Origin of the sequence: Microbacterium sp. (assembly GCF_035556355.1) — a bacterium.
Taxonomy (GTDB): Bacteria; Actinomycetota; Actinomycetes; order Actinomycetales; family Microbacteriaceae; genus Microbacterium.
In genome coordinates this window covers 36,764-62,268 of the sequence record NZ_DATMFG010000018.1, presented here as the reverse complement: position 1 = coordinate 62,268, position 25,505 = coordinate 36,764, and the positions used below count along the sequence as shown (strand labels likewise).

The window sequence follows — 25,505 nt, the reverse complement described above, 5'->3', positions numbered from 1 at the left end:
CGACGCGGCACAGGGCCCGCGTCACCGCCCGGTGTCGGAGACGACCGCGAGGCTGTCGGCGCGCACCCGGTGGGCGGCGCGGATGCGGCGCCCGCAGTCTCAGGAGGCGGAGGGGCTCGACGCGGCGAAGATCGCCGCCGCCTCGGCGCGGTTCGCCGCACCGACCTTCGCGAGGATCGCCGACACGTGCACCGAGGCGGTCTTCGGGCTGATGAACAGGCGCCGGCCGATCTCGGAGTTCGTGAGGCCCTCGGCCACGAGCTCGAGCACCTGCAGCTCGCGCGGGGTCAGGGTCGCTATGACGCCGGATGCCGCGGCCGCATCCGACCCGCCGAGTAAACGCGCGTGCGCACCCAGCTCCCTCGCCCAGCGCGCGACGCGCGCGACGCCCTGTGCGGGAGCCTCGTCGACGATGCGCTCGAGGATGTGCGCGGCTTCGTCGCGCTCGCCGTCCGCGATGAGCGCCTCGGCGAGACGCAGTCGCGCGACCTGCGCATGCCACGCGTAGAGTCCGCTCCCGGGCAACTCCGCGACGACCGCGCGCCAGCGCGCGACCCGCTCGTCGGGGGGTCCTGTGTCGCCGAGTGCGGCTCGCGCGTAGTCGACCCACCGGCGGTTGATCTCGTGATCGGGCCAGTCGTCGAGAGCGCTCAGCAGCCGCTCCCGCCCGTCCTCGTGCTCGTCGGGCGCGCTCGCGATGAGCAGGGACGCCGCGACGGCGGCGTATCGGCGTGGAGTGGGCTCGGCGTCGCCCTCGACGACCTCGAGCACGCCTGCGAGCGCCTCGCGGCGGCGTTCCTCGGCCTCGGGGGAGGGGCGGCCGACGGAGAACTCGAGCGCCGCGTCCGCTTCCTCGATACGCCACCAGGCGCGCTTCTTGGGTTTGAGGGCGGTGACCTCCGCCATCCCGCCGCGCTCGCTCGCGAGCAGCTCGGCGCGCGCGTCCGGCTGGTCGTTCCACGACAGGTGGTTGGCCACGACGCGCGCGACCCACGCGCGCGCGGCGCGGTCGGTGAGGCGCCGTGCGCGCGTCGTGTACGCGAGCGCGTCCTCCCACCGCCCGGCGGCGAGCAGTGCGAACGCGAGGCTCAGGGCGATCGAGGTGCCCGAGCCGCGCTCGATGCCGGCGCGGACGACCTCGGCGTAGTACCGCTCGCCGACTTCGGCCGCCTCCGCGAACCGGCCGAGGTTCGCGAGCTGATCGATGTGCGCGCTGCCGGCGTAGGCGCGCAGCGGCGGCTCGAGCCTGAGCGCCACGGCCCGCTCGAGCGGCGCGAGGGCGGCGGACTGGTCGTCCTCGTCTCCCGCGATGCGCCAGCTCTCGATCGTGAGCGCGACCGCGAGCGCGGCATCGTCCCCCGCCGCCTCGGCGAGCTCGATCGCGCGACGCGCATGCTCGGCGGCCTCCTGGCCGTGTTCGCTGATCGCGAGGTTCGACATGACCCGCGACATGAGCGCCTTCGCCGGCGCGGAGTCGATGCCCTCGAGCAGCCGCACGGCCTCCTCGAGGTCCTCGCGCTGGACGCGGTACTCCGCGTTGAACACGTGGACGAACCTCTGCCTCAGCAGCGCCGCGCGAGTGAGCGGGTCGTCGCCGCACACCGCGAGCCCTTCGTTCGCGGAGCGCAGCGCGCGTCGCGCGTCGCCCAGGTCGTGCCATGCCTGCGCCGCCTCGAGGTGCAGCGCCTGACGCGTCGTGCCCGCGCGCTCCTCGGCATCCGGCACCTGGTCCCACAGTTCCGTCAGGCGCTCCGCGAGCTTGACGGATGTCGCGGGCGCGAAGCTCGCGCGCGAGAGACGCAGCGCGCGCACCGTCGCGTCGAAGGCGGCCGTGAGGTCGCGCGCGGCGAGCCAGTGCTCGGCGACCGCCGACACGTCGTCGGGGGAGTCGTCCGGCCGGCTCCGCTGCAGGTACTGCGCGAAGGCGCGGTGCACGCGCACGCGCTCGCTGGGCAGCATCTCGCCGTGGACCGCTTCGCGCGTGAGCGCGTGACGGAACGAATAGCCCGCGCCGGAGGCCAAGATGACGCGCGCGTCGATCGCCTCGCGGAGCGCGCGGTCGAGCGTGCGGTCGTCGAGCGTCGACACCGCGGCGAGCACGTCGTGGTCGACGTGCATGCCGCCCGCGGCCATCGCGCGCACGGTCTCCTGGGCGGGGTCGGTCAGTCGCGTGTAGCGCGCGAGCACGAGGTCGCGCAGCGTGTCGGGGAGCCCGCGGTCGCCGAGGTCCACGAGCTCCTCGACGAGGAACGGGACCCCGCCGCTGCGCTCGGCGAGGCGCTCGACGTCCTGCGGATCGACGGCGTCGTCGGTGAGGATGCTCACCTGCTCGGCGACCTCGGCGAACGAGAGCGGCTCGAGGTCGACGCGCACGAGGCCGGGCGTGCGGTCGAGCTCGGCGAGCACGGGATGCAGCGGGTGGAACCGGTCGATGTCGTCGGACCGGTACGTCGACACGATCGTGAGGTGGCGGCCCCGGAGCGTGCTGGCGAGCGTCTTGAGGAGCGCGAAGGTCGCGGCATCCGCCCATTGCAGGTCTTCGATGACGATCACGACGTGACGTGTCGCCGACAGGTTCTCGAGCACGACCTCGATCGCCTCCGCGAACTCGCCCGCCTGCTCGTCGTCGCCAGGAGCCTCCCCTGCGAGGCCCGGCACGAGTGCGGCGAGCGCGGTCACCGCGGCGGGCGACCCCGCCGCCTCGCGCAGCGCGTCGGTGCCGACCTCGCCGTGCAGATCGCGCAGGATGCGGCGGATCGGCCCGAAGGGCGCGCCGATCGGACCGAGGTCGACGCACTGGCCGATCGCGACCACCAGCGGGAGCCCCTCGTCGCGGCGCGCCGCCGCCTGCGCGAGCAGCTCCTGCACGAGACGGGTCTTGCCGATGCCGGCTTCTCCTCGCACGAGCACGGCTCGCGGGCGTCCGCGACGGCCGTCGTCGAACGCGTCGAGCAGCGTGCGCAGCTCCGCGCCGCGGCCGACCATGACCGATGGAGTCCCCGTGGGGCGCATGAACATATCGTGTCACCTTCCGGCAAGCGGGGCAGTGGACCCTGAATGCGGCATCACGCGTGCTGCGGACGCCGCGTCCGGTCCCTGTCCGCCCCTCGTGACCGCGCACTCGGCGCCGCCTCCGCGGGAGAGGGTGCCGCCCGGGACGCGTCGGGCCCCTGCTGGCGTTCGCGCACCCGGAGCAGCAGCTCGTTCTCGCGCCGCAGAGCTTCGGTACGGCGCTCGTTGAGCACGCTCGCGGCGAAGACCATCTCGTTCATGTCGACCTCCGAGGGCCGGTGCACTGCCGGCCACGACACCTACGGTCGTCCCTAAGGAGGGGCGACCGTATCGGGCGAACGCCCTATCTTCGGCGGCGGGGCGCTCAGGCGCGCCGGAATCGGGCAGGCCGCGAAGAGCGGATCGGCCCGGTCGACGGTGCGCCCCGCATGGGCAGGATGGGCGTCGGGAGGACGACATGAAGGTCATCGACGCGGGCGTGTTCGCCGCCGCGACGCAAGCGAGCTACCGCGAGAATCTGCGGGTTCCGCACTTGAGCCTCGGCACGTACAGCATCCCGGCGGGAGCTGTCGATCCGCAGCAGCCGCACACCGAGGACGAGGTCTACATCGTGCTCTCCGGGCGCGCGAAGCTGTCGACACCGGATGCGGTCGCCGACGCATCCGCCGGTGCTGTGCTGTTCGTGCCCGCGGGCGAGGAGCACCGATTCATCGACGTAGAGGAGGACCTCACCGTGATCGTCGTGTTCGGTCCGGCCGAGCACACGCTTCGCGGGGAGTGACCCGCGCTGTTCGGCGTCGGGTCCTGCCGGGTGCCGCCGTCAGCCGAGGGTCGATGACAGGCGGCGGGCGACCTCGGCCGCCGGCATCCGTCTCGGGAAGACCGCGACCATGACGTCGTCGTCGGCGGGGGCGTCCGGCGGATCGGGATGCACGCCGAACCGGCGCATCGCGTTGTCGAGCGCCGCCTGCAGCACGGAGACCGGCACGCGCTTCGTGCCGCGCAGCAACCGCCGCAGCACGTGGTTGTGCACGGCCGTGACGAGCGCCGCAAAGCCGACGGCGTCGACGGGGTCGAGCCCGGGAAGCGCCTCGCGCAGGTACTCGTCGAACAGGCGCTCGTAGCGGAAGACCGCGACGATCTCGCGATTGCGCAGCGCCGGCACCTGCCGCACGACCGTGTAGCGACGGCGTGCGAGCTCGGGGTCACGCGCGAAGTGCCGGAAGGCGATGACGGATGCCTCGTACACCGCCTGCCACGGATTCTCGTGCGGCTTCGACAGGAACGCCCGCAGCTGTTCGAGCAGCGCCTCGTGGTCGGCGAAGATCACGTCCTCCTTGCCGCCGAACTGACGGAAGAAGGTCGAGCGCGACACGCCGGCGGCCTTCGCGATCTGATCCACCGACGTCTGGTCGTAGCCCCGCTCGGCGAACAGCTCCACGGCGGCGGCGATCACCGCCGTGCGCGACGCCGAGCTCTGTTCGAGGTCTGTCATCGGCATGAGCCTAGAGCACGGCTGTGCCGCGCGCCCGCGGGACGCGGCGGGTGGCTGCCGCGTGCCCAGCTCCGGAGTTTCGTGGCGCTGCCCGCGGAATCCGCCGATTCCGGAGGCGTGTGCCGCGGTGTTCCGGAGTTGTGCACGCGGATGCGCCACCGCATTGTCAAGCGGGTGGTGGAGGAACGGCGCGCGGCGTTGACTGGGCGCATGCCGTCACTGTGGCGCACCGGAACGCAGCCGATCGAGGGAACCGCGTTCGAGCCTGGGCGGCATCACGACGTCATCGTGGTGGGCGCGGGGCTGACGGGTCTGTGCACGGCGGTGATGCTCACGCGGGAGGGGCTCGACGTCGCCGTCGTCGACTCCGGGAGGGTCGCCGAGCTCGCCACGGGCGGCAACACCGGCAAGGCGACGCTCCTGCAGGGCACGCGCCTGTCGACGCTGCGCCGCGACCACCCGGCCTCGCTCGTGCGCGCGTACGTCGACGCGAACCGCGACGGACTCGAGTGGCTGGAGGCATTCGCGGCAGAAGCCGGCGTGCCCTGCACGCGGCGGACGGCCGTCTCATACGCACAGGCGCCGGCAGGCGCCGAGCGGGTCGAGGCCGAGCTCGCGGCGGCTCGCGAAGCCGGCTTGCCGGTGCGGCGGATACCGGGCCCCGACGGGGCGGGGACGGCTCGACGCGACATCAGTTCCCGTTCGCCGACGGCGTCGCGCTGGACGACCAGCTCGCGATCGACCCCGTCGTCACCGCGAACGCGCTCGCGCGGGAGTTCGTCGCGGCGGGGGGAGCGCTCCACACCGGCGTGCGCGTGCGTCACACCCACGCCGTGCCGCACGCGTGGATCGACACCGACGCGGGGTACGCGTCGGCCGACCAGATCGTGCTGGCGACCGGCATGCCGATCGCCGACCGCGGACTCTCCTTCGCGAAGGTGCGCGCGCTGCGGTCGTACTGCGTCGCGTTCGCATACGACGGCGAGCTGCCGGAGGGCATGTACATCTCGGTCGACGAGCCGACCCGATCGATCCGGCCCGTGAACCCGGATGACGGGCCCGCCGAGCTCGCGCGTCTCATCGTCGGCGGGAACGGGCACCCCGTCGGGCGCGGCGACTCCGAGAAGGACTGCGTCGACGACGTCATCGCGTGGACGCGCCGTCACTTCCCGGGCGCCGAGCCCGTCGCGACCTGGTCGGCGCAGGACTACGAGTCGCACAACCTCGTGCCGTTCGTCGGCGCGCTGCCTCGTGGGCTCGGCCGCATCCGCTTCGCGACCGGATACGCGAAATGGGGACTGACGAACGCCCCCGCCGCCGCTCTGCGGCTGTCGGCGGAGATCCGGCGCGTGCCGCGTCGCGAGCGGCCGTCGTGGATGGCGACGCTGGGGCGACGGCTCACCGTGCCGGCGGACCTCGGGCGCGGGGGCGTCGAGAATCTCAAGATCGGGTGGGAGGCGACCGCCGGATGGACCGGCGCGCTGCGCACGCACGTACCCGTGCCCGCTCCGCCCGAGGGGGAGGGGGTCGTCGCGAGCCGCGCCGGACACCCCGTGGGCATCTCGACCGTCGACGGCACGACGCGGGCCGTGAGCGCCGTGTGCACACACCTGGGCGGAGTCGTCTCATGGAACGACGCGGAGTGCACGTGGGACTGCCCGCTGCACGGATCGCGGTTCGCGCCCGACGGCACGCGCATCGAAGGGCCGGCGGTCGGCGACCTCGAGCGCCTGCCCCGCACGGGACGCCCGTCGGGAGCACGAGCCGACGAGTAGTAGGCTTGATGATCGGCCGATCTCTTGACATCGAGAGATTTTCTGCGGCCGAAGCCACGTTCGCCCACGAAGGACTGCACTGTGGATCTTTACGAGTACCAGGCACGAGACCTTTTCGAGAAGTACGAGGTGCCGGTGCTCGCCGGCATCGTCGCCGACACCCCTGAAGAAGCCAAGGCCGCCGCCGAGAAACTCGGCGGCGTCGTCGTCGTCAAGGCCCAGGTCAAGACCGGCGGCCGCGGCAAGGCCGGCGGCGTCAAGGTCGCCAAGACGCCCGACGAGGCATACGAGGCCGCGAAGGCGATCCTCGGCCTCGACATCAAGGGCCACATCGTCAAGCGGGTCATGGTGGCCGCCGGCGCGCGCATCGCCAAGGAGTTCTACTTCTCGGTGCTGCTCGACCGCGCCCACCGCTCGTACCTCGCGCTGTGCTCGGTCGAGGGCGGCATGGAGATCGAGCAGCTCGCCGTCGAGAAGCCCGAGGCGCTCGCGCGCGTCGAGGTCGACCCGCTCACGGGCATCGACCAGGCGAAGGCGCTCGAGATCGCGAAGGCCGCGAACTTCGACGACGAGCTCGCCCCGAAGGTCGCCGACGTCTTCGTGAAGCTCTACAACGTGTACAAGGGCGAGGATGCGACGCTCGTCGAGGTCAACCCGCTCGTGCAGACCGAGGAGGGCGACATCATCGCCCTCGACGGCAAGGTCACGCTCGACGACAACGCCGAGTTCCGCCACGCCTCGCACGCGCTGCTGGAAGACAAGGCCGCCGCCGACCCGCTCGAGGCGACGGCCAAGGAGAACGACCTCAACTACGTCAAGCTCGACGGCGAGGTCGGCGTCATCGGCAACGGCGCGGGCCTGGTGATGTCGACGCTCGACGTCGTCGCGTACGCCGGCGAGCGCCACGGCGGCGTGAAGCCCGCCAACTTCCTCGACATCGGCGGCGGCGCCTCGGCCGAGGTCATGGCCGCGGGTCTCGACGTCATCCTCGGCGACCCGCAGGTCAAGTCCGTCTTCGTCAACGTCTTCGGCGGCATCACCGCGTGCGACGCCGTCGCGAAGGGCATCGTCGGCGCTCTCGCCGAGCTGGGCTCGACCGCGACCAAGCCGCTCGTCGTGCGCATCGACGGCAACCGCGTCGAGGAGGGCCGCCGCATCCTGCAGGACGCGAACCACCCGCTCGTGACGCTCGCCGCCACCATGGACGAGGGCGCCGACAAGGCCGCCGAGCTGGCGAACCAGGCCTGATCCCGAAAAGGAACAACAGACATGTCGATCTTTCTTGACAAGGACTCCAAGGTCATCGTCCAGGGCATCACCGGCGGCGAGGGCAGCAAGCACACCGCGCTCATGCTGAAGGCGGGCACGCAGGTCGTCGGCGGCGTCAACGCGCGCAAGGCCGGCAGCACCGTGCTGCACACCGACAAGAGCGGCGCCGCCGTCGAGCTGCCCGTGTTCGGCACCGTCGCCGAGGCGATCGAGAAGACCGGCGCGGACGTGTCGATCATCTTCGTCCCCGCCGCCTACACGAAGGACGCGATGATCGAGGCCATCGACGCCGAGATCCCGCTGCTCGTCGTGATCACCGAGGGCGTTCCGGTCGGCGACACGGCCGAGGCGTGGGCGTACGCGAAGTCGAAGGGCAACAAGACCCGCATCATCGGCCCGAACTGCCCCGGCATCATCACGCCCGACGAGTCGCTCGTCGGCATCACACCCGCCAACATCACCGGCAAGGGCCCGATCGGCCTCGTGTCGAAGTCCGGCACGCTGACGTACCAGATGATGTTCGAGCTGCGCGACATCGGCTTCTCGACCGCGATCGGCATCGGCGGCGACCCCATCATCGGCACGACGCACATCGATGCGCTCGAGGCGTTCGAGGCCGACCCCGAGACGAAGGCGATCGTCATGATCGGCGAGATCGGCGGCGACGCCGAGGAGCGCGCGGCCGACTTCATCAAGGCCAACGTGACCAAGCCCGTGGTCGGATACGTCGCCGGCTTCACGGCGCCCGAGGGCAAGACGATGGGTCACGCGGGCGCGATCGTGTCGGGCTCCGCCGGCACCGCGCAGGCGAAGAAGGAGGCCCTCGAGGCCGCCGGCGTCAAGGTCGGCAAGACACCGAGCGAGACCGCCGCGCTCATGCGCGAGATCATCGAGTCGCTCTGACGCGAGATTCACGAGGGGTCGGATGCCGCGGCATCCGACCCCGCTGTCGTGCGGTTACAGTGGCACCATGCCGCTGACGGGAACATACGCACCGAGCAAGTCTGAGTGGGCCCGCAAGCAGGCCGAGCGGTACGAGGAGACCGGCGGAGCCGAGGCGAATGAGCTTCGCGGCAAGCCGATCATCGTGCTGACGACGGTCGGGGCGAAGACGGGAGCGCTGCGCAAGACCGCGCTCATGCGCGTCGAGCACGACGGTCGCTACGCGGTCGTCGCGTCGAAGGGCGGGGCGCCCGAAGAGCCGAAGTGGGCGAGCAACATCCGCAAGAACCCGCACGTCGAGCTGCAGGACGGCCCGGTCAAGAAGGACTACCTCGCGCACGAGGCCACGGGCGCCGAGCGCGACGAGTGGTGGGCGCGTGCGGTCGAGGCGTGGCCCGACTACGCGAACTACCAGAAGCGCACGGATCGACTCATCGCGGTGTTCGTCCTGGAGCCCATGGAGTAGTCCCGCTCCGGCCCCGATACGCGGCTCGCGCTGCCGAAACCTGCATCCGCCGTCGCCGTGACGGCACGCGGGTGCTGGTTTCGACAGCGCGAGCGCTGCGAGGGTCGTGGGTTACGCGATGCCGATCGCGGCCTCGATGGGGCCGCGTGCGAAGTAGATCGCGAATCCCGCCGCGACGACCCAGAGCAGCCAGTGCACGCGCTTCGCGCGGCCCGAGAAGGCGTTCACGAGCACCCAGCTGATGAAGCCCGCCCCGATGCCGTTGGCGATCGAGTAGGTCAACGGCATGACCGTCGCGGTGAGGAACACCGGCAGCAGGACGCGGAAGTCCGTGAAGTCGATGCTCTTGATCTGGGCGAGCATCAGCGCACCCACGAGGACGAGCGCGGCCGCCGCGACCTCGCCGGGGACGAGCGACGTGAGCGGCGTGAAGAACATCGCGAGCAGGAACAGCAGACCCGTCACGATGTTCGTGAGGCCCGTGCGGGCACCCTCGCCGATGCCGGAGCCCGACTCGACGAACACGGTCGCCGACGACGAAGACGTGCCACCGCCGACGACGGCGCCGACGCCCTCGATGATCAGCGCGGACTTGATGCGCGGGAAGTCGCCCTTCGCGTCGGCCAGACCTGCCTCGTTCGCGAGGCCCGTCATCGTGCCCATCGCGTCGAAGAAGTTCGAGAACACGAGCGTGAAGACGATCATCACGAGCGCGATGATCCCGACCTTGCCGATGTCGAAGCCGAAGTCGATCGCGCCGACGAGGCTGAAGTCGGGGAGCGCGAAGATGCCCGCCGCACTGAGGTCGAGGCCGAGCGCCTCGGGCCAGATCGCGTTGACGATGTAAGACACGATCGTGCCGCCGATGAGGCCGAGCAGCAGGCCGCCCTTCACGCGCAGCGCCATGAGGACGCCTGCGAGCACGAGCGTGATGATGAACATCAGCGTGCCGATCGACCCGATCGATCCGCCCACGCCGAGGTCGAGCGGCGGGGATGCGTTGCCCGTCGCGGTGACGAACCCGGCGTTGACGAAGCCGATGAAGGCGATGAACAGGCCGATGCCGACCGTGATCGCGAGCTTGAGCTGCACGGGCACGGCGTCGAAGATCATCTTCCGCAGACCCGTCGCGGCCAGCAGCACGATGATCAGACCGTTGATGACGACCAGCGCCATCGCCTCGCCCCACGTGACCTGTCCGACGACCGAGAACGCGACGAAGGCGTTGATGCCGAGACCTGCCGCGAAGGCGAACGGCAGACGGGAGACGAGACCGAAGAGGATCGTCATGACGCCCGCGGTGAGCGCGGTCGACGTCGCGACGGCGGCCGAGGAGAGCGTCGTGCCGTCGACATCCGGCGTCGACAGGATGATCGGGTTCAGGATGACGATGTAGGCCATCGTCACGAACGTGACGATGCCGCCTCGCACCTCCGTCCCGATGGTCGAGCCCCGGCGGGTGATCTCGAAGAAGCGATCGAGCGCGTTCTTCGGCTCTGCTTCGGGCGGTGCGGCGCCGCTCTCTTCGGCGGACTCGGGCGGTGCGGGCGGAGTGCTTGTCATACGGGGCCCTTCGGCTCTCAGGGAAGTTTCAGGTAGACGTTACCCCGCGAACGTCTCGCGAGTGTTACGGGGGCACGCGGCATCCAGTGGGTAGGGTCGATCGCGCATGCATCGCCTCGTCGTCGCCCTTCTCGCCGCCTTCGATGCCGCCGTCGCGGCGGCGGTCGGATTGGCGGCAGCCCTCGCGCCTCTCACGGTGCTGTTCGTGTTCGGTCTCGGCGAGGGGGCGGACTGGCGCGCGCTGTGGCCGGCCGGGGCGTCCGTGTGGCAGCTGGGGCATCTCGTCTCGCTCGAGATCTCGCTGCCCGGGGAGTTCTTGGCGGACGCGGGGATCGATGCGGATGCCGGAACCTTCGTGCTCTCGCTCGCCCCGCTCGCGTTCACGGTCTTCACCGCCGTGTTCGCGGCGCGCTCCGCGATCCGCGCGTCGCGTGCCGATGCGTGGGCGACCGGCGTCGTCACGGGTTCGCTCGTGTTCGCGGCGATCGCGTCCGCTGTGTGGGTGACATCGGGCAACGAGGTCGCGACCCCCGCCGCATGGCAGGCGATCGCACTGCCGGCCGCCGTGTTCGCGGTGCCCGCGCTCGTCGCCGCGGCGGTCACGGAGTGGAGCGAGGCGGGCGCGGGCTTGGTCGCCCGCCTCCGTGACCGCGTCGAGGCGTCCGGGAACGGCTGGGCGCACGCCCCGGCCCTCATCGCGCGCGGCACCGCGGTCGCCGTCGCGGGGCTCGTGGGTCTCGGCGGCGCCGCCGTCACGGTCTCGCTCGTCGCGCGCGGGGCCGAGGTCATCGCGCTGTTCCAGTCCGCGCACGTCGATGCCCTGGGGGCGGCGGTCATGACGCTCGGGCAGCTCGCCTATCTCCCCACGCTCGTCGTGTGGGGCATCGCCTTCATCGCGGGACCCGGCTTCGCGCTCGGCACGGGCACCGCGGTGTCTCCCGCCGGCACGCAGCTCGGGATCGTCCCGGGCATCCCCGTGCTCGGCGCTGTGCCCGAGACGACGTCGACGTTCCTGCTTCTGCTCGTGCTGCTGCCCGTGGGCGTCGGCGTGCTCGCGGGGTGGGTCGTGCGGTCGCGCATGGTCGCACCCCGCACCGTGGCAGGCGAACCCGCGCCGGTCCCGGCATCCGACCCCGAGCGCGACGCGGCGCTCGCCGCGCTGCTCGCGACGGGGGCGCCCGTCGAGGTCGCACCGGCACCCGAGCCCGATGCGGCGACGGATGCCGAGCCCGTCGTCCCGCGGGTCGTCGTGACCCTCGGAATCGCCGTGGCGACCGGAGCGATCGCCGCGCTGTTCGCGTGGATCGCGTCGGGGTCGGTCGGCCCGGGCCGCCTGGCCGAGGTCGGCCCCGCGCCGGGTGCCGTCGCGCTCGCGGTGGGGCTCGAGGTGCTCGTCGGCGCGGCGATCCTGATCCTGTCTCCGGTGCGAGCCCCGCGACGGCCGCTCACCGGGACTGCGGCCCGGGGGAGCGCCGAGGCCGACGGGTAGACTGGGCGCGTGCTCACGGTCGCCGTCCTCATCTCGGGCGGGGGGTCGAATCTGCGGGCCCTGCTCGACGCGGCGGCGGATCCCGACTTCCCCGCGCGCGTCGTCGTCGTGGGCGCCGACCGCGAGGCGGACGGATTCCGCCACGCCGAGGACTACGGCGTCCCGACTTTCATGGTCCCGTTCGAGCAGTTCCCCAGCCGTGAGGAGTGGGGCGAGCAGCTCGGCGAGCAGTTGGAGGTGTGGAACCCCGACCTCATCGTGCTGAGCGGTCTCATGCGACTGCTGCCGCCGTCGCTCGTCGACGCGTGGTCGCCGCGCGTCATCAACACCCACCCGGCTTATCTCCCCGAGTTCCCGGGCGCGCACGGCGTGCGCGACGCCCTCGCCGCGGGCGTCGACCAGACCGGGGCGAGCGTCATCGTCGTCGACCGCGGTGTCGACACGGGCCCGATCCTCGCGCAGGAGCGCGTGCCGGTTCTTCCCGGCGACGACGAGCATACGCTCCATGAACGCATCAAGCCCGTCGAACGTCGCCTTCTCATCGACGTCGTGCGCCGCATCGCGACCGGCGAGCTCGACCTCGCCGCTGCCGCCGCGGCCGTCTAGACCCCTTCACCCGAACCCGAGACTGCAACAGGAGCCACCATGGCAGGCCCGAGCCACGATCCCTCCCTCTACCGCGAACGCGATGTGGTCCCCATCCGTCGTGCCCTCGTGTCGGTGAGCGACAAGACCGACCTGCTCGTCCTCGCCGAGGCGCTGGCCGCCGCGGGCGTCGAGATCGTGTCGACGGGCGGCTCGGCCTCTCTGCTGCGCGACGCGGGGTACGCGGTGACGGACGTCTCGAGCATCACGGGCTTCCCGGAGTCGCTCGACGGGCGCGTCAAGACGCTGCATCCGTCGGTCCACGCGGGCCTGCTCGCCGATCTGCGTCTGGAAGACCACGAGCGTCAGCTCGACGAGCTCGGCATCCAGGCGTTCGAGCTCGTCGTGGTGAACCTGTACCCGTTCATGGAGACGGTCGCCTCGGGAGCGGCCGACGACGACGTCATCGAGCAGATCGACATCGGCGGTCCCGCGATGGTGCGCGCGGCGGCGAAGAACCACGCGAACGTCGCGATCGTCGTCTCGCCCGAGTCGTACCCCGCGATCATCGACGCGGTGCGCTCGGGTGGCACGACCCTCGCGCAGCGCCGACAGCTCGCGGCTCGCGCGTTCGCCCACACCGCCGCATACGACACCGCCGTCGCGACGTGGTTCGCCGAGGGCACGCTCGCCGAGGGCGTCGACCTGCCCAAGCACCTCACGATCAAGGCCGAGCGCCTCGCGATGCTGCGCTACGGCGAGAACTCCCACCAGCGCGCCGCGATCTACACGACGCTCGGCGGCCACGGCATCGCCCAGGCGAAGCAGCTGCAGGGCAAGGAGATGTCGTACAACAACTACGTCGACGCGGATGCCGCCCTCCGCGCCGCGTTCGACATGATCAAGCCCGCCGTGGCGATCGTGAAGCACGCCAACCCGTGCGGCATCGCGGTCGCGGCGCCGAACGCGCTCGACCCGATCGCGAGCGCGCACCTGCGCGCGCACGAGTGCGACCCGGTGTCTGCCTTCGGAGGAGTCATCGCGGCGAACCGCACCGTGACGCTCAAGATGGCCGAGAACCTGCGCGACATCTTCACCGAGGTCATCGTCGCGCCCGACTTCGAGCCGACGGCCCTCGAACTGTTCCGAGAGAAGAAGAACCTGCGCATCCTGCAGCTCCCGCCGGACTGGCGCCAGGAGCGCATGGACGTGCGCCTCATCTCAGGCGGCCTCCTGCTGCAGGACGCCGACCGCTTCCCCGACGACATCGAGTCGGTCGCGAAGGACTGGCAGCTCGTGTCGGGTGAGCGCCCGGCCGAGTCCGAGATGACGAACCTCATCTTCGCGTGGAAGGCGTGCCGCGCCGTGAAGTCGAACGCGATCGTGCTCGCGAAGAACTCCGCGACCGTCGGCATCGGCATGGGCCAGGTCAACCGCGTCGACTCGTGCCGCCTCGCGGTCGAGCGCGCCGGCGATCGCGCGGCCGGCTCGGTCGCGGCATCCGACGCGTTCTTCCCGTTCGCCGACGGACCGCAGGTGCTCATCGACGCCGGCATCTCGGCGATCGTGCAGCCGGGAGGATCCGTGCGCGACGACGAGGTCATCGAAGCCGCCCGCCAGGCGGGCGTCACGATGTTCTTCACGGGCGAGCGGCACTTCTTCCACTGAGCCGCGCGAGCGTTCGCCGGGGCATGCGGAGTTCTCCCCATCGCGGCGGCATGCGCGGCCTGCATAGTGTTGCGGGCGGGTGGAGGTCCTGCTGTGATGACGATGTTGCCGAATGAGCTCGTGGCGGAGCGCACCGCCGAATTCCCGACGGAGTTCGGCGGTGACGGTCGATGAGCGGCGCCGTCAGACCCATCATCCGCGAGGTGCGCGAGTCCGTGCTCAACGGGTTCACGCACGTCAAGGACAAGCTCCACCATCTCCTCGACAACCTGTCGGGTCACTTCGACGACGTGATGCGGGGCGTGCGCGACGTCGACGTCTTCGACGGCAAGCGCGACACGCCGAACCTGCCGCATTCGCATCGGCCCGGCTTCAACGCGGACGGCTCGATCGATCCCGAGGCCTTCCGGACGCCGAGGGACGGCGCGTTCTACTGGTCCGGCATGTATCCGCGCAACGGGCAGGAGATCGCCGGACGGATCGCGGCCGACAACAACGGCACGACGCTCGAGATGCTCATCGAGGCCAGGGGCATCGAGATGCCCGAGTGGGACGCCGACAACCCCGCTGCGGTCGCGACCTGGACCCAGGTGTCCGAAGCGTACGCCTCGGGCGCGTCCGGCACGGTTCGGGCGGTGCTGGGTGACAACATCCGGCCGGATGCCGTGTGGTGGGCGGAGCTCGAACGTCTCAAGTCGAACCCCGAGGTCACGCAGGTGGTGCGCATCGACCCCGATACCCTTATCCAGTCGGTGATCTGGCCGGAATGAACGCGATGGAGACGAGCGTGGAAGACGCACGGGTGAGCCAGGCGATTGTCGAGTACCTCGCCAAGGGGCGATCGCCGTTCCCGAAGTCGGATGAGGACGCGGTCCTCGCCTTCGCGGCCGGCGAGGAGCCGGAGGCGCTGCTGGCGCGGGTGAAGGCGCTCACCGAGGAGATGATGTCGATCAAGGTCGACTGGTCGACGAAGACCCTGTCCGAGGGCGGGCGCGAAGCGCAGCGGATCATGGCCGAGCGGCATCCGGAGCTCGGCGAGAACGCGCTCGAAGCGCTCTATTGGATGTTCACCTACAACTGGCGCTAGTCGGTCCGTCGGCCCTTCCGCGGTCGAGCTGCCGATTCACATCGCCGCGCGGCATGTGGGGAGAAGTACCCATGGTGCCCTCCGCAGGCGTTTCCGTACATTCGAGGCTGGAGGTCATGCCGTGGGAATGATGTTGCCGAACGAGCTTGTCTGGGTCATGGAGAAGCTCGGCTTCGAGTGGCCGGATATCGACGAGGACGAGGTCCGCAAGGGCGCCGTGCTGGTGCGCAACTTCGGGTCGGACCTCGAGTCGGTCGTCCAGGCCGTGGACCGCAAGATGAACGGCGATCTGGCGACGGCGCTCGGCGGTCAGTCGGGTCCGGCGACGCTGAGCGCGTGGAACACGAACCGGTCGCAGAACCTTCAGAAGCTGATCGACATCATGTCGCCCGCGGCGACGGCCATGGACATCGGAGCGGACGCCATCTTCGCCCTGAAGATGAAGGTGATCGTGGATGTGACGTCCACGATGATCACGCTCGTCGCGATGCTGACGAACCCCTTGACCGCCGCCGGCGCCGGTCCGATGCTGCTCATCAAGAAGAAGCTCCTGAACGCGGCGGTCGACATCGTGGTGGAGCAGCTGCTGAACCAGCTGGCTCCGATGGTGATCGAGCCGATGGCCGAGCATCTTCCTGCGGTGATCGACGCCATCCTCGATGCGCCCATGGTCGAGGGCGCGGTCGGGGATGCGGATGAGTTCCAGGCCGACCTGGCGGCGCTCGAAGAGGCGCAGTCGACGATGAAGCTGCACGGTGCGGATGTCGCGACGCTGACGTCGAACTTCTTCGCGGAGTTCTCCGCCCTCGACTTCGGGGGTGATGGATGAGGCCCGGAGATGTGATCAGAAGGGCAGCCGACGCCGTGCGCGACGCGGCGACGCACTCGAGCAGGCTTCGCGGCGTCGCGGACAACCTCGACAACCACCTCGACTCGGTCATCAAGCAGATCCGAGACCTCGACAAGTACGACAGCACGGTGACCAGGCGCGGTCGCAACACCAAGACGACATGGTGGGATCGCGAGACCGGGCGCCCCGGCTCGGAGCGCGGGACGATTCTCGACGACTTCGGCGGAACCGGTCGTGGAGACAACGCGACGGAGGTCGGCAACCTCGGCAACCCGAATGACCACGGCGGCCACCTCGGTGCGCACCGCTTCTTCGGCGATACGCCCGACGCCGGCATCATCCCGCAGGCGGGCAACCTCAACACCGGCGCGTGGAAGAAGATGGAGAACGAGTGGGCCGCCTGGGTCGGCAACGGCTACCAGGTCGACTATCGCATCGACGTGTACCCGCCCGGCGCCGTGCGTCCGGATGCCCTCGAAGTCGAGTACGTCGTGACGAACCCGAACACGGGCGAAGAGGTCTACCGGAACTTCCCGAGCTTCTGGAACGAGGCGGGCGAGAGCTTCGATCGCAAGTACTCTCGAGACATGCCCGGCCTTCCCTGACCCAGCCGATCCTAGGAGTACGCCTTGTCCACCAATGTGACCGCCGACCTCATCCGCGCGCTCATCGAGCACATGCGCGGCGCCGGCGACGACTGGCAGTCGTTCGCGATGGTGATCGAGTTCCGCGGCGACCAGCTCGCGGGGACGCACGGCTACGTGTACTCGGCGGACGGAAAGGCGGCACCGGTCGCTTCGCGTCCGACGGGCATCAAGCCGGCGCTGGACGCGTACACCGAGAGCTATTACAAGCCGGGTGAGGCGATGCCCGTGGCGATCCTCGTGCAGTTCGATCGCGCCAAGCGCGAGTACGAGGTGACCTTCGAAGACACGGATGCCTCGCGCTGGCAGGTGACGCCCGAGAACATCGCCACGATCGCCGAGCAGTTGCGGCCGAACTTCGACTGATCGCGTCGCCCGGCCGGGACGGCTCCCAGCGGGCGCGCGATCGGGGCTGGGTACTGTGGTCCGGGGCAACGGGCGTCATGAGGAGCATTCGGAGGCAGCCGACGGCATGATCTGGGAGATCGACGAGCAGGAGCGCGTCATCGAGGGGATCGACGCCTCCGGGCGCCCCGATCCCGCCTACGCGGCGGCCCTCGGCCTGGTGAACGCGCCGTACGGCCGTCGCGCGCTCGCGCTGGTGTGCGACCTCGCCGTCTGGACGGTCATCCAGCTGCCGCTGTGGCTCGGCGCGCTCCCGCTGCTCCTCAAGCTCGCCACGGGCGCAGTCTCGCCGTACGGCTTCGTCAACCATCCCGACTTCGTCCTCGGGATCGTGACGGCGAGCATCACGGTCGCGCTCACTCTCGCGTTCCTCATCGTCCAACTCGTCCTGCACGGGCGGCGGGGCCTGACGATCGGCAAGGCGGTCACCGGCATCCGCTCCGTGAATGTGCGCACCCTCGAGCGACCGGGCGTCGGCGCCGTGCTGCTGCGCTTCCTCATCGTCTTCGCCGCCGGCGTCGTGCCGTTCGGATCCGCCGTGTTCCTGCTGTCGCCGACGTTCGATCCCCAGGGGCGCGGCCGCGGCTGGCACGACAAGGCGACGAACGTGTGGCTCGTCGATGCGCGCAACGGGCTGAACCCGTACGACGAGAAGCGCATGCGCATCGCGCGCAAGATGGTGAAGGCGGAGCCCGTCGAGGAGAGGGCCGAGCTGCCGTCGCTGGCCACACCGCTCGATCCCGCACGGCAGCCCGAGTACCGCCCGGGGAGCCGGATCAGCGCCGGCGTGCTCGGCCTGGCCCGACCGCCCGAGACGCCGAAGGCCCAGGTGACGCCGGCGCCCCCGCAGGTGCCGGTTCCGCAGCCGAAACTCCCGCAGCCGCAACTGCCCGAAGTCGCGCCGCAGGAGGCGTCGCCGTCGACGACGCTCGTGCTCCGCCTGGACACGGGCGAGAGCATCCCCGTCTCCGGACCGATCCTCCTCGGACGCAACCCGGACGCCGCAGACCACCCCGGTGCACGGGCGATCCGGGTCGCAGACGGAAGCCGCACGCTCTCCAAGACCCACATGCTCGTGCGTCCCGTCACCGGAGGCCTCGAGGTGGTGGACTGCGCGTCGACGAACGGATCCGGGCTCATCCGGGCCGGCGTCGAACAGGGTCTCACCGCCGGGGTGCCCGTCCGCGCCGCCGACGGCGACCGGATCCGACTGGGAGACCGCACCGCGGACGTCGTTCGCGCATGACCCGCCGTTCGCGAGAGAACTGACATGAGACTGAAGCTGACACTGCACCGCCACACGACCGATCCCGTCGACATCGTGATCACGACGGACTCCACCGCGACCGCCGGCGACGTGGCCCGTCACATCGCCGAGGCCGACCCCGCCCGTTCGATCCCGTACGGCGAGGGTGACGTCCTGACCCTCGCGGTCGCACCGCCCACCGGCGAGCGCATGGTGTCGCTGCAGCCCGACATCCCGATCGGCGAGGCTCCGATCGGGTCGGGGTTCGCGGCATCCGTCATCAATTACGGTCCAGGGTTCGTCCCCGACGCCCGACGCGACATCGTGGGACTGCTCCGTGCGACCTCGGGGCCGCTCGCGGGCCAGGAGTTCCCGCTCGCCGCCGGCCGCGTGTCGATCGGCCGCGACCCGGCGAACGACATCGTGCTGTCCGACCCGATGGTGTCCAAGCGCCACGCGCGCCTCGAGGTCGGCGCGCACGTCGAAGTCGTCGACCTCAACTCCGCCAACGGCGTACTGGTGGACGGCGTCCAGGTGCAGCGCGTGCGGATCGAGGAGGGGACGCCTTTCGTCATCGGCGCCACGACGCTCGTGCTCGTGTTCGCGCGCACGTTCGACGGGTCCGCGGCCGAGGAGCCGATCATCGAACGCGGCGGCGGCCTGCTCTTCAACCGCAGCCCTCGCGTCGAGGTGCGCTACCCCGGCACGCGCTTCAAGCCCCCGCGGATCCCGACCGAGAAGATCGGCAAGATCTTCCCGTGGCCGATCCTGATCGCGCCGATCCTGATGGGCGCCGCGCTGTACGCCCTGAACGGCAACCCCCGGTCGCTGCTGCTGATCGTGATGACGCCGCTCATGGCGTTCGGCAACATCGTCAACCAGTCGGTGCAGAGCAAGAAGAGCGAGAACCACGAGTATCTCCTCTTCGAGCGGCAGTTCGAGCAGCTCGAGGAGGACTTCTTCCGCGGCAAGCCGGAGGAGGAGCGCGCCCGCAACGCCGAGGCGCCGCCGGTCGCCGAGGTCTTCGATCAGGCGATGCGGCTCGGCCCGATGTTGTGGACGAGACGGCCTGAGCACTGGAACTTCCTCGGCATCCGCCTGGGCAGCTGCCGACTTCCGGCCCGCAACGTGATCGACGACAACGACACCCCGGAGGGCCTGCCCGAGTTCATCGAGCGCGTGGAGCGGCTCCGCGCGCGCTACGAGTTCGTGGACGACGTGCCCGTGTTCGACACGCTCTCCGACGCGGGCTCGATCGGAATCGCGGGACCGCACGCGCTCGTCGCCGACACGATGCGCGGGATCGCCGTGCAGCTGTTCGGAATGCACGCGCCGAACGACGTCGTGGCGGTCGCGTTCTCCGACTCGACGTGGACTCCTGAGCTCGACTGGCTCAAGTGGCTCCCGCACACGTCCAGTGAGCGCAGCCCCTTCGCGCACGGTGCCCTCGCGGACTCCGCTCCGACGAGCGCTTCGCTGCTGAGTTCGCTCGAGGAGTACGTCAGTCGTGCCGAGGCTCGCTCCGACAAGGGCGAGAAGCGCGGGCCGTTCAAGGAGGACTGGAACCCCCTGCTGTACGGCACGGATGTCGCGCGCGCCGCCACGGAGCGGCAGAACGCACCGCAGGTGTCGGTGATCGTGTTCGTGACCGGCGACGCCCCCGTCGACCGCGGTCGCCTGACCGACGTGCTCGAGCGCGGCGCCGACCACGGCGTGCACGCCGTGTTCGTCGCGCCCACGGTCGAGTCGCTGCCGGCCGTGTGCCGCAGCTACATCGAGCTCACGACGAGCCTCGACGAGGCGCGCGTCGGGCAGGTGCGCACCGGGCAGCACTTCGAGGGTGTGCGCGTGGAGGGCGTGTCGAACGCGTACATGCAGATGTTCGCGCGACGCCTCTCGCCGGTCGTGGACGCGAGCACGGTCGTCCACGACGCATCCGACATCCCGAACTCGGTGATGTTCCTGCAGCTGGTCGACCGCGCGATCGCCGAGGACCCGACCGTCGTGATCGAGCGGTGGCGGCAGAACAACACGATCGTCGACCGATCCGCTGCTCCGCGGCCCCGGCTGAAGAAGGCGGGCACGCTGCGCGCGATCGTCGGACAGGGCGTGAGCGACGCGATGGCGCTGGACCTGCGCACGCACGGTCCGCACGCGCTCGTGGGAGGCACGACCGGCGCGGGCAAGTCCGAGTTCCTGCAGGCGTGGGTGCTCGGCATGGCCGCGGCCCACAGTCCCGACCGCGTCACGTTCCTGTTCGTCGACTACAAGGGCGGATCGGCCTTCGCCGACTGCGTCGACCTGCCGCACTGCGTCGGACTCGTCACCGACCTGAGCCCGCACCTCGTCCGCCGCGCCCTCACGAGCCTCCGCGCCGAGCTGCAGCACCGCGAGCACCTGCTCAACCGGAAGAAGGCGAAGGACCTCCTGGAGCTCGAGAAGCGGCAGGATCCGGAGTGCCCGCCGTCGCTCGTCCTCGTCATCGACGAGTTCGCCGCGCTCGCCTCGGAGATGCCGGAGTTCGTCGACGGCGTCGTCGACATCGCCCAGCGCGGCCGGTCGCTCGGGATCCACCTGATCATGGCGACGCAGCGTCCGGCCGGCGTCATCAAGGACAACCTGCGCGCCAACACCAACCTGCGCATCGCGCTGCGGATGGCTGACGAGTCCGACTCGCGCGATGTGGTCGACGACCCCATCGCGGCGAGCTTCCCCCCGACGATCCCCGGTCGCGCGATCGCCAAGATCGGCCCCGGACGACTGGTTCCCTTCCAGTCCGCCTACACCGGCGGCTGGACGGCGGACGACGAGAGCGCAGCCGCCGAAGTCCGGGTGTCGGAGCTCAAGTTCGGCGCCACGAGCGAGTGGGAGCCCGACCGGCCGCCGGAGTCGGATGCGCACGAGGAGAGCCTCGGCCCGAACGACCAGCGTCGCATCGTGTCGACTCTCGTCCGCGCCAGCGAATTGGGCGGGCTGCCGCGTCCGCGTCGCCCGTGGTTGGACGAGCTTTCGACGCTCATCGACCTTCGGGACCTGCCGAACGACGGCGACACCCGCATCCCGATCGCGCTCATGGATGTGCCGGAGAAGCAGCTGCAGATGCAGGCGGCGTTCGTCCCCGACCGGGACGGATCGCTCGTCGTCTACGGAACGTCGGGCTCGGGCAAGTCCACCGTGCTCAAGACGATCGCCACCGCGGCGGGCATGCGGCCGGACCGCGGACGCGTGCAGGTGTACTGCCTCGACTTCGCATCCGGCGCGCTCTCGTCGCTGGCCGCGCTCCCGCACGTGGGGTCCGTCGTCGACGGCGGCGACGGCGAGCGCATCCAGCGCCTCCTCCGCACGCTCGACAAGGAGCTGGACCGTCGCGCGGCGGCCTTCTCCGCGGCGAGTGCCGCCTCCGTGCAGGAGTACCGGGAGCTCGTCGATCCGTCGATGCCGCGCATCCTGCTGCTCATCGACAACTACCCGGAGTTCAAGAAGGACTGGGAGGTCGCACCCGGTCGCGGCCCCTTCTACCGGATCTTCATGCGGATCCTCGGCGAGGGACGCACGCTGGGCGTTCACACGGTCATCACCGCGGATCGCGGCAACGCCGTGCCGAGCGCGGTGGCCGCGAACATCTCGCGCCGCGTCGTGCTGCGGATGGGCGACAACGCCCAGTACATGCTGCTCGGTGCACCGCGCGACGTGCTCGACGAGCAGTCGGCACCCGGCCGTGCGGTCATCGACGGCCACGAGGCGCAGATCGCCGTTCTCGGCGGCACGTCGAACGTGGTCGAGCAGACGAAGGCACTCACCGCGCTCGGCGACCGCCTGCGCGAGATGGGCGTTCGCGACCTGCCTGAGATCGGCGCCCTCCCGACGATGGTCCGGACGACGGAGATGCCGTCGCGCGTGGACGGGATGCCCGTGTTCGGCGTCGCCGACGACACGCTCGCGCCTCGAGGCTTCGAGCCGCTGGGGTCGTTCGTGATCTCGGGTCCGCCGCAGTCGGGTCGCACGAACGCGCTCAAGGCGCTCATCGTCGCGATGGAGCGCTTCGATCCCGACCTGCGCCTGTACCACTTCGGAAGTCGTCGCGCCGAGCTCAAGGACTTCCGTCCGTGGGTGCGCAGCGCCACGAAGCCCGACGACGAGAAGGAGCTGGCGGCGGAGCTGGCGGAGCTCGTGGTCAGCGACGCCCCCGGCAGCCGCATCCTCATCGTCATCGAAGACATCCCGCACCTCGCGGACGGCCCTGCCGACCGCCCGATGCGCGCGCTGCTGCAGGCGATGCACAACAGTGAGCACATGCTGATCGCCGAGGCCGAGATCACGCGTGCGAGCGGCAGCATCGGCGTGCTCGGGGAGTGGAAGACGGGTCGGCAGGGAATCGTGCTCAAGCCCGACACGTACGACGGCGAGACGCTGTTCAAGGTCCCGTTCGGTCGCGTCAAGCGTTCGGACTTCCCGGTCGGCAGAGGCATCTTCGTGCAGGCGGGTCGCTCCGTCACGATGCAGATGCCGCTCGTCGCGGAAACCGCCGGCAGCGGGGCCACGAGCCCTGTCGCCGAGCCGGCGGGAGCCCATGGGTAGTTCTCCCCATGGGCGCTGCGGACGGCGTTCGCTAGCCTCGACGGGGTAAGGCCGGAACGGCCTGAATATGACGAACGCTGGGAGGCGGGTTTCATGGCCGGACACGATTTCGGTGCAACGTACAGCGAGATGGAGAGCGCGGCGCAGCGACTGCGCGACGGGCGCCAGAGCATCACCGACACGCTGAAGGAGCTTCAGGGCGTCATCGACGACCTCGTGCAGGACGGCTTCAAGACCGAGAACGCGTCCGAGGCCTACTCGACCGCGTACTCGGAGCTGACCAGCTCGCTGGACGACGCGTCGGAGGCCGTCAACGACATGGCCCAGGCGCTCGACCGCATGGCCGACTCGATCCGCGACAAGGACGCGGAGCTGGCCGGCGGCTGATCACTCGAACGTGCAGAGGTCGTGGTGCCGGGGCGGAGAACCGGCACCACGGCCTTTCGCGTGATGAGAGGCTTGTGAAGATGTGCAATACGAACGGAGCGGTGAGCGGATGACCCCGGGGCAGAGCTACTGGTACAACCTGTCGACGCAGTCGGTGCAGCGCGCCGATGAGCGGCCGTCCGAAGACACACTCGGCCCGTTCGCGACCGCGGAGGAGGCCGAGGAGTCGCCGGCCGTGCTCGTCGAGTACGCGCGCGCGTGGCTCGAGAGCGAAGAGAGCGAGCCCTTCCGTCAGATGGCCGCCGAGAACGGCGACGACGTCGACTACGCGTGATCCGGTGACGAGGACGGTCCGCCGCCGCGCCGCGGCACTCGCCGTCGTGGCCGCCGTCGCGGTGCTCGCCGGGTGCGGCCCCGCTCTTCCCGGCACGGTCGTCCCCGGCACGCAGATCACCGTGGGGTGGAACGGCGAGCTCACCTCGCTGAACGCGGCCGCCGCGCCGACGCCGGGAAACCTGGAGATCGCGCAGGCGATCCGCGCCGACTTCGGTGACATCGTCGACGGCGAGTTCGTCCCCGACGAGGGCTTCGGCACGGTCTCGATCCTCGACGACGACCCGTTCACCGTGCGCTACGACCTCGGCGAGCCGAGCTGGTCGGACGGCATCCCGCTCGACGCCGCCGACCTGCTCCTGGGGTGGGCGGCATCCGCCGGATACTTCGCAGCCGACGCGGACGACGCCTCCGAGACCGAGCCGGATGCGTCACCGGCCGTTCCGACCGTGGACGAGTTCGCACGCGCGATCGAGGTGGAGTTCCCGCATCCGACGAACACATGGCAGAGCGCCGTCACCGTCCCGGTCGCGGCGCACACCGTCGGCGGGCGCGCGTTCGGACTGGACGACGCCATGGAGGCGAAGCAGGCCGTCATCCGTGCGATCCAGGAGGCGGATGCCTCGGCTCTCGCCGCGATCGCGGAGGTGTGGCACAACGACTTCACGATCGCCGAGGACGGCGCCGTCCCCGCCGACGTGCTCGTTTCGAGCGGGCCGTTCCAGGTGCAGGAGGTCACTCGCGCCGACGAGGGCCAGACCGTCACGCTGGTGCCCAATCCGGCATATCGGGGCGCGGTGACTCCGCAGGTCGCGCGGATCGACCTCGTGCCCGCGGGCGACGACCCGGTTGCGGCGATCGGCGAGAGCCTCGACGTCGTGCAGGTCGACCCGGTCGCTGCGAACGCCGCGCCGATCCACGAGATGGAGCGGCGGGACCACACGATCCAGACGACGCACGACGGAACCGTGTGGACCGTGTTGCTGGCTCCGACCGCCGTGTTCGCCGACGAGGCCGCGCGCGCGGCCTTCCTTCGCATGGTGCCGGCGTCCGACCTCGTGGGTCGCGGCGGCGGTGCGTGGTCGTCGGCCTACACGTCGACGACGTCTCTGCTCGCGGCGCCGGAATCTCGTGCTTTCGACATCGTGAGCGAGGACTCCGGTTTCGCGACCGTGCTCGGCAAGGCCGACGACCCCGCCCTCGAGCGCGCCGCCGCCGGGGTCGCCGAGGGCGCGACGGTGTGCGTGCTCTACGACCGGCGCAGCGAGTTCGCCGCCGGCGCCTTCGCCGCGCTGCGGGACGCCGCCGGGACAGCGGGCTGGAGCGTGGCGGACTGCGGCAGCGACGACGCGGCCGTCGCACTCGATCAGGGCGCGTGGAACGCGGCGATCGTCCGCGTGCCGCTCCCGCAGACACCGGCGGACGTCGCCGCGCTGTGGGGGAGCGAGGGCGCTGCACCTGTCGTCGCGCGCGCCGACGCGGATCGCGATGCGCTCATCGCGCAGCTCGCGCAGACCGTCGACGTGTACGAGGCGAGGGACGTGCTGGCGCAGATCGAGGCGACGATCGTGCGTGCGGCGGTCGCCCGTCCGTTCGCCGTGAACCCGCGCGTGACGGTGCTCGATCGGGATGTGACGGGCGTGACCGCTCGCAGCGGCGCGGACGCGCCGCTCACCCACTCCGTCGCGCAGTGGGCGGTCGTCCCCTGACG

At 70.6% G+C, this 25,505-nt stretch carries 22 protein-coding genes and 1 pseudogene; 19 read left to right on the top strand and 4 right to left on the bottom strand.

Going from position 1 to position 25,505, the window contains the following annotated elements; genetic code table 11:
• Window positions 1–99: 99 nt before the first annotated feature.
• Window positions 100–3,018, bottom strand: coding sequence for a helix-turn-helix transcriptional regulator (locus VNR19_RS03670; RefSeq protein ID WP_325724005.1), 2,919 nt, complete (start codon window positions 3,016–3,018; stop codon window positions 100–102).
• Window positions 3,019–3,065: 47 nt separating this feature from the next.
• Complete coding sequence (locus tag VNR19_RS03665; RefSeq protein ID WP_325724003.1) at window positions 3,066–3,272, bottom strand: hypothetical protein; 207 nt, start codon at window positions 3,270–3,272, stop codon at window positions 3,066–3,068.
• Between the two features lie 197 nt (window positions 3,273–3,469).
• On the opposite strand from VNR19_RS03665, the gene VNR19_RS03660 reads away from it, so the two are divergent.
• Window positions 3,470–3,793, top strand: a complete 324-nt coding sequence (locus tag VNR19_RS03660) for a cupin domain-containing protein (protein WP_325724001.1) — start codon at window positions 3,470–3,472, stop codon at window positions 3,791–3,793.
• A gap of 39 nt (window positions 3,794–3,832) precedes the next feature.
• Here VNR19_RS03660 and VNR19_RS03655 read toward each other — a convergent pair whose 3' ends face one another.
• Complete coding sequence (locus VNR19_RS03655; RefSeq protein WP_325723999.1) at window positions 3,833–4,507, bottom strand: TetR/AcrR family transcriptional regulator; 675 nt, start codon at window positions 4,505–4,507, stop codon at window positions 3,833–3,835.
• A 150-nt stretch (window positions 4,508–4,657) separates the two neighbouring features.
• Here VNR19_RS03655 and VNR19_RS03650 point away from each other — a divergent pair.
• The 5 genes and pseudogenes from VNR19_RS03650 to VNR19_RS03630 all read left to right on the top strand — a co-directional run.
• Window positions 4,658–5,107 (top strand): annotated as a pseudogene (locus VNR19_RS03650) (FAD-dependent oxidoreductase); the annotation flags it as partial.
• Between the two features lie 215 nt (window positions 5,108–5,322).
• Window positions 5,323–6,282, top strand: coding sequence for a Rieske 2Fe-2S domain-containing protein (locus tag VNR19_RS03645; RefSeq protein ID WP_325723997.1), 960 nt, complete (start codon window positions 5,323–5,325; stop codon window positions 6,280–6,282).
• A gap of 81 nt (window positions 6,283–6,363) precedes the next feature.
• Window positions 6,364–7,530: an ADP-forming succinate--CoA ligase subunit beta gene (gene sucC / locus VNR19_RS03640; RefSeq protein ID WP_325723995.1), complete on the top strand. Its 1,167-nt coding sequence runs from the start codon at window positions 6,364–6,366 to the stop codon at window positions 7,528–7,530.
• A 21-nt stretch (window positions 7,531–7,551) separates the two neighbouring features.
• A complete protein-coding gene (gene sucD / locus VNR19_RS03635; RefSeq protein ID WP_325723992.1) occupies window positions 7,552–8,454 on the top strand; it encodes a succinate--CoA ligase subunit alpha in 903 nt (300 codons plus the stop codon).
• 67 nt (window positions 8,455–8,521) lie between these two features.
• Window positions 8,522–8,959 (top strand): nitroreductase family deazaflavin-dependent oxidoreductase, encoded by a 438-nt coding sequence (locus VNR19_RS03630; protein ID WP_325723990.1) that lies wholly within the window; start codon window positions 8,522–8,524, stop codon window positions 8,957–8,959.
• Window positions 8,960–9,070: 111 nt separating this feature from the next.
• Here the strand turns inward: VNR19_RS03630 and VNR19_RS03625 are convergent, their stop codons facing one another.
• Window positions 9,071–10,522: an NCS2 family permease gene (locus VNR19_RS03625; protein ID WP_325723988.1), complete on the bottom strand. Its 1,452-nt coding sequence runs from the start codon at window positions 10,520–10,522 to the stop codon at window positions 9,071–9,073.
• 106 nt (window positions 10,523–10,628) lie between these two features.
• Between VNR19_RS03625 and VNR19_RS03620 the strand changes: the two genes are divergently transcribed.
• The 13 genes from VNR19_RS03620 to VNR19_RS03560 all read left to right on the top strand — a co-directional run bounded on the left by VNR19_RS03620 (window position 10,629) and on the right by VNR19_RS03560 (window position 25,503).
• Window positions 10,629–12,011, top strand: coding sequence for a cell division protein PerM (locus tag VNR19_RS03620; RefSeq protein ID WP_325723986.1), 1,383 nt, complete (start codon window positions 10,629–10,631; stop codon window positions 12,009–12,011).
• 9 nt (window positions 12,012–12,020) lie between these two features.
• On the top strand, window positions 12,021–12,617 hold the full coding sequence (purN, locus tag VNR19_RS03615; RefSeq protein WP_325723983.1) for a phosphoribosylglycinamide formyltransferase: 597 nt from the start codon (window positions 12,021–12,023) through the stop codon (window positions 12,615–12,617).
• Window positions 12,618–12,656: 39 nt separating this feature from the next.
• Window positions 12,657–14,264 carry a bifunctional phosphoribosylaminoimidazolecarboxamide formyltransferase/IMP cyclohydrolase gene (gene purH / locus VNR19_RS03610; RefSeq protein ID WP_325723981.1) on the top strand — a complete coding sequence of 536 codons (1,608 nt, stop codon included), beginning with the start codon at window positions 12,657–12,659 and terminating at the stop codon, window positions 14,262–14,264.
• A 170-nt stretch (window positions 14,265–14,434) separates the two neighbouring features.
• A complete protein-coding gene (locus VNR19_RS03605; RefSeq protein WP_325723979.1) occupies window positions 14,435–15,034 on the top strand; it encodes a hypothetical protein in 600 nt (199 codons plus the stop codon).
• A 32-nt stretch (window positions 15,035–15,066) separates the two neighbouring features.
• A complete protein-coding gene (locus VNR19_RS03600; RefSeq protein ID WP_325723977.1) occupies window positions 15,067–15,351 on the top strand; it encodes a hypothetical protein in 285 nt (94 codons plus the stop codon).
• Window positions 15,352–15,481: 130 nt separating this feature from the next.
• Window positions 15,482–16,180 carry a WXG100-like domain-containing protein gene (locus tag VNR19_RS03595; protein WP_325724106.1) on the top strand — a complete coding sequence of 233 codons (699 nt, stop codon included), beginning with the start codon at window positions 15,482–15,484 and terminating at the stop codon, window positions 16,178–16,180.
• An 11-nt stretch (window positions 16,181–16,191) separates the two neighbouring features.
• The gene (locus VNR19_RS03590) at window positions 16,192–16,806 is read left to right on the top strand and encodes a DNA/RNA non-specific endonuclease (RefSeq protein WP_325723975.1); all 615 of its coding nucleotides are present in this window, start codon (window positions 16,192–16,194) and stop codon (window positions 16,804–16,806) included.
• A gap of 24 nt (window positions 16,807–16,830) precedes the next feature.
• Entirely contained in the window at window positions 16,831–17,211 is a 381-nt protein-coding gene (locus VNR19_RS03585; protein ID WP_325723973.1) for a hypothetical protein, read from the top strand.
• A 106-nt stretch (window positions 17,212–17,317) separates the two neighbouring features.
• Window positions 17,318–18,496: an RDD family protein gene (locus VNR19_RS03580; protein ID WP_325723971.1), complete on the top strand. Its 1,179-nt coding sequence runs from the start codon at window positions 17,318–17,320 to the stop codon at window positions 18,494–18,496.
• Between the two features lie 24 nt (window positions 18,497–18,520).
• Window positions 18,521–23,074, top strand: coding sequence for a type VII secretion EssC family protein (locus VNR19_RS03575; protein WP_325723969.1), 4,554 nt, complete (start codon window positions 18,521–18,523; stop codon window positions 23,072–23,074).
• A 93-nt stretch (window positions 23,075–23,167) separates the two neighbouring features.
• Entirely contained in the window at window positions 23,168–23,461 is a 294-nt protein-coding gene (locus VNR19_RS03570; RefSeq protein ID WP_246301120.1) for a WXG100 family type VII secretion target, read from the top strand.
• Between the two features lie 109 nt (window positions 23,462–23,570).
• On the top strand, window positions 23,571–23,795 hold the full coding sequence (locus VNR19_RS03565) for a hypothetical protein (protein WP_325034253.1): 225 nt from the start codon (window positions 23,571–23,573) through the stop codon (window positions 23,793–23,795).
• Window positions 23,796–23,799: 4 nt separating this feature from the next.
• Window positions 23,800–25,503, top strand: a complete 1,704-nt coding sequence (locus VNR19_RS03560; protein ID WP_325723966.1) for an ABC transporter substrate-binding protein — start codon at window positions 23,800–23,802, stop codon at window positions 25,501–25,503.
• The last annotated feature ends 2 nt before the right edge of the window (window positions 25,504–25,505 follow it).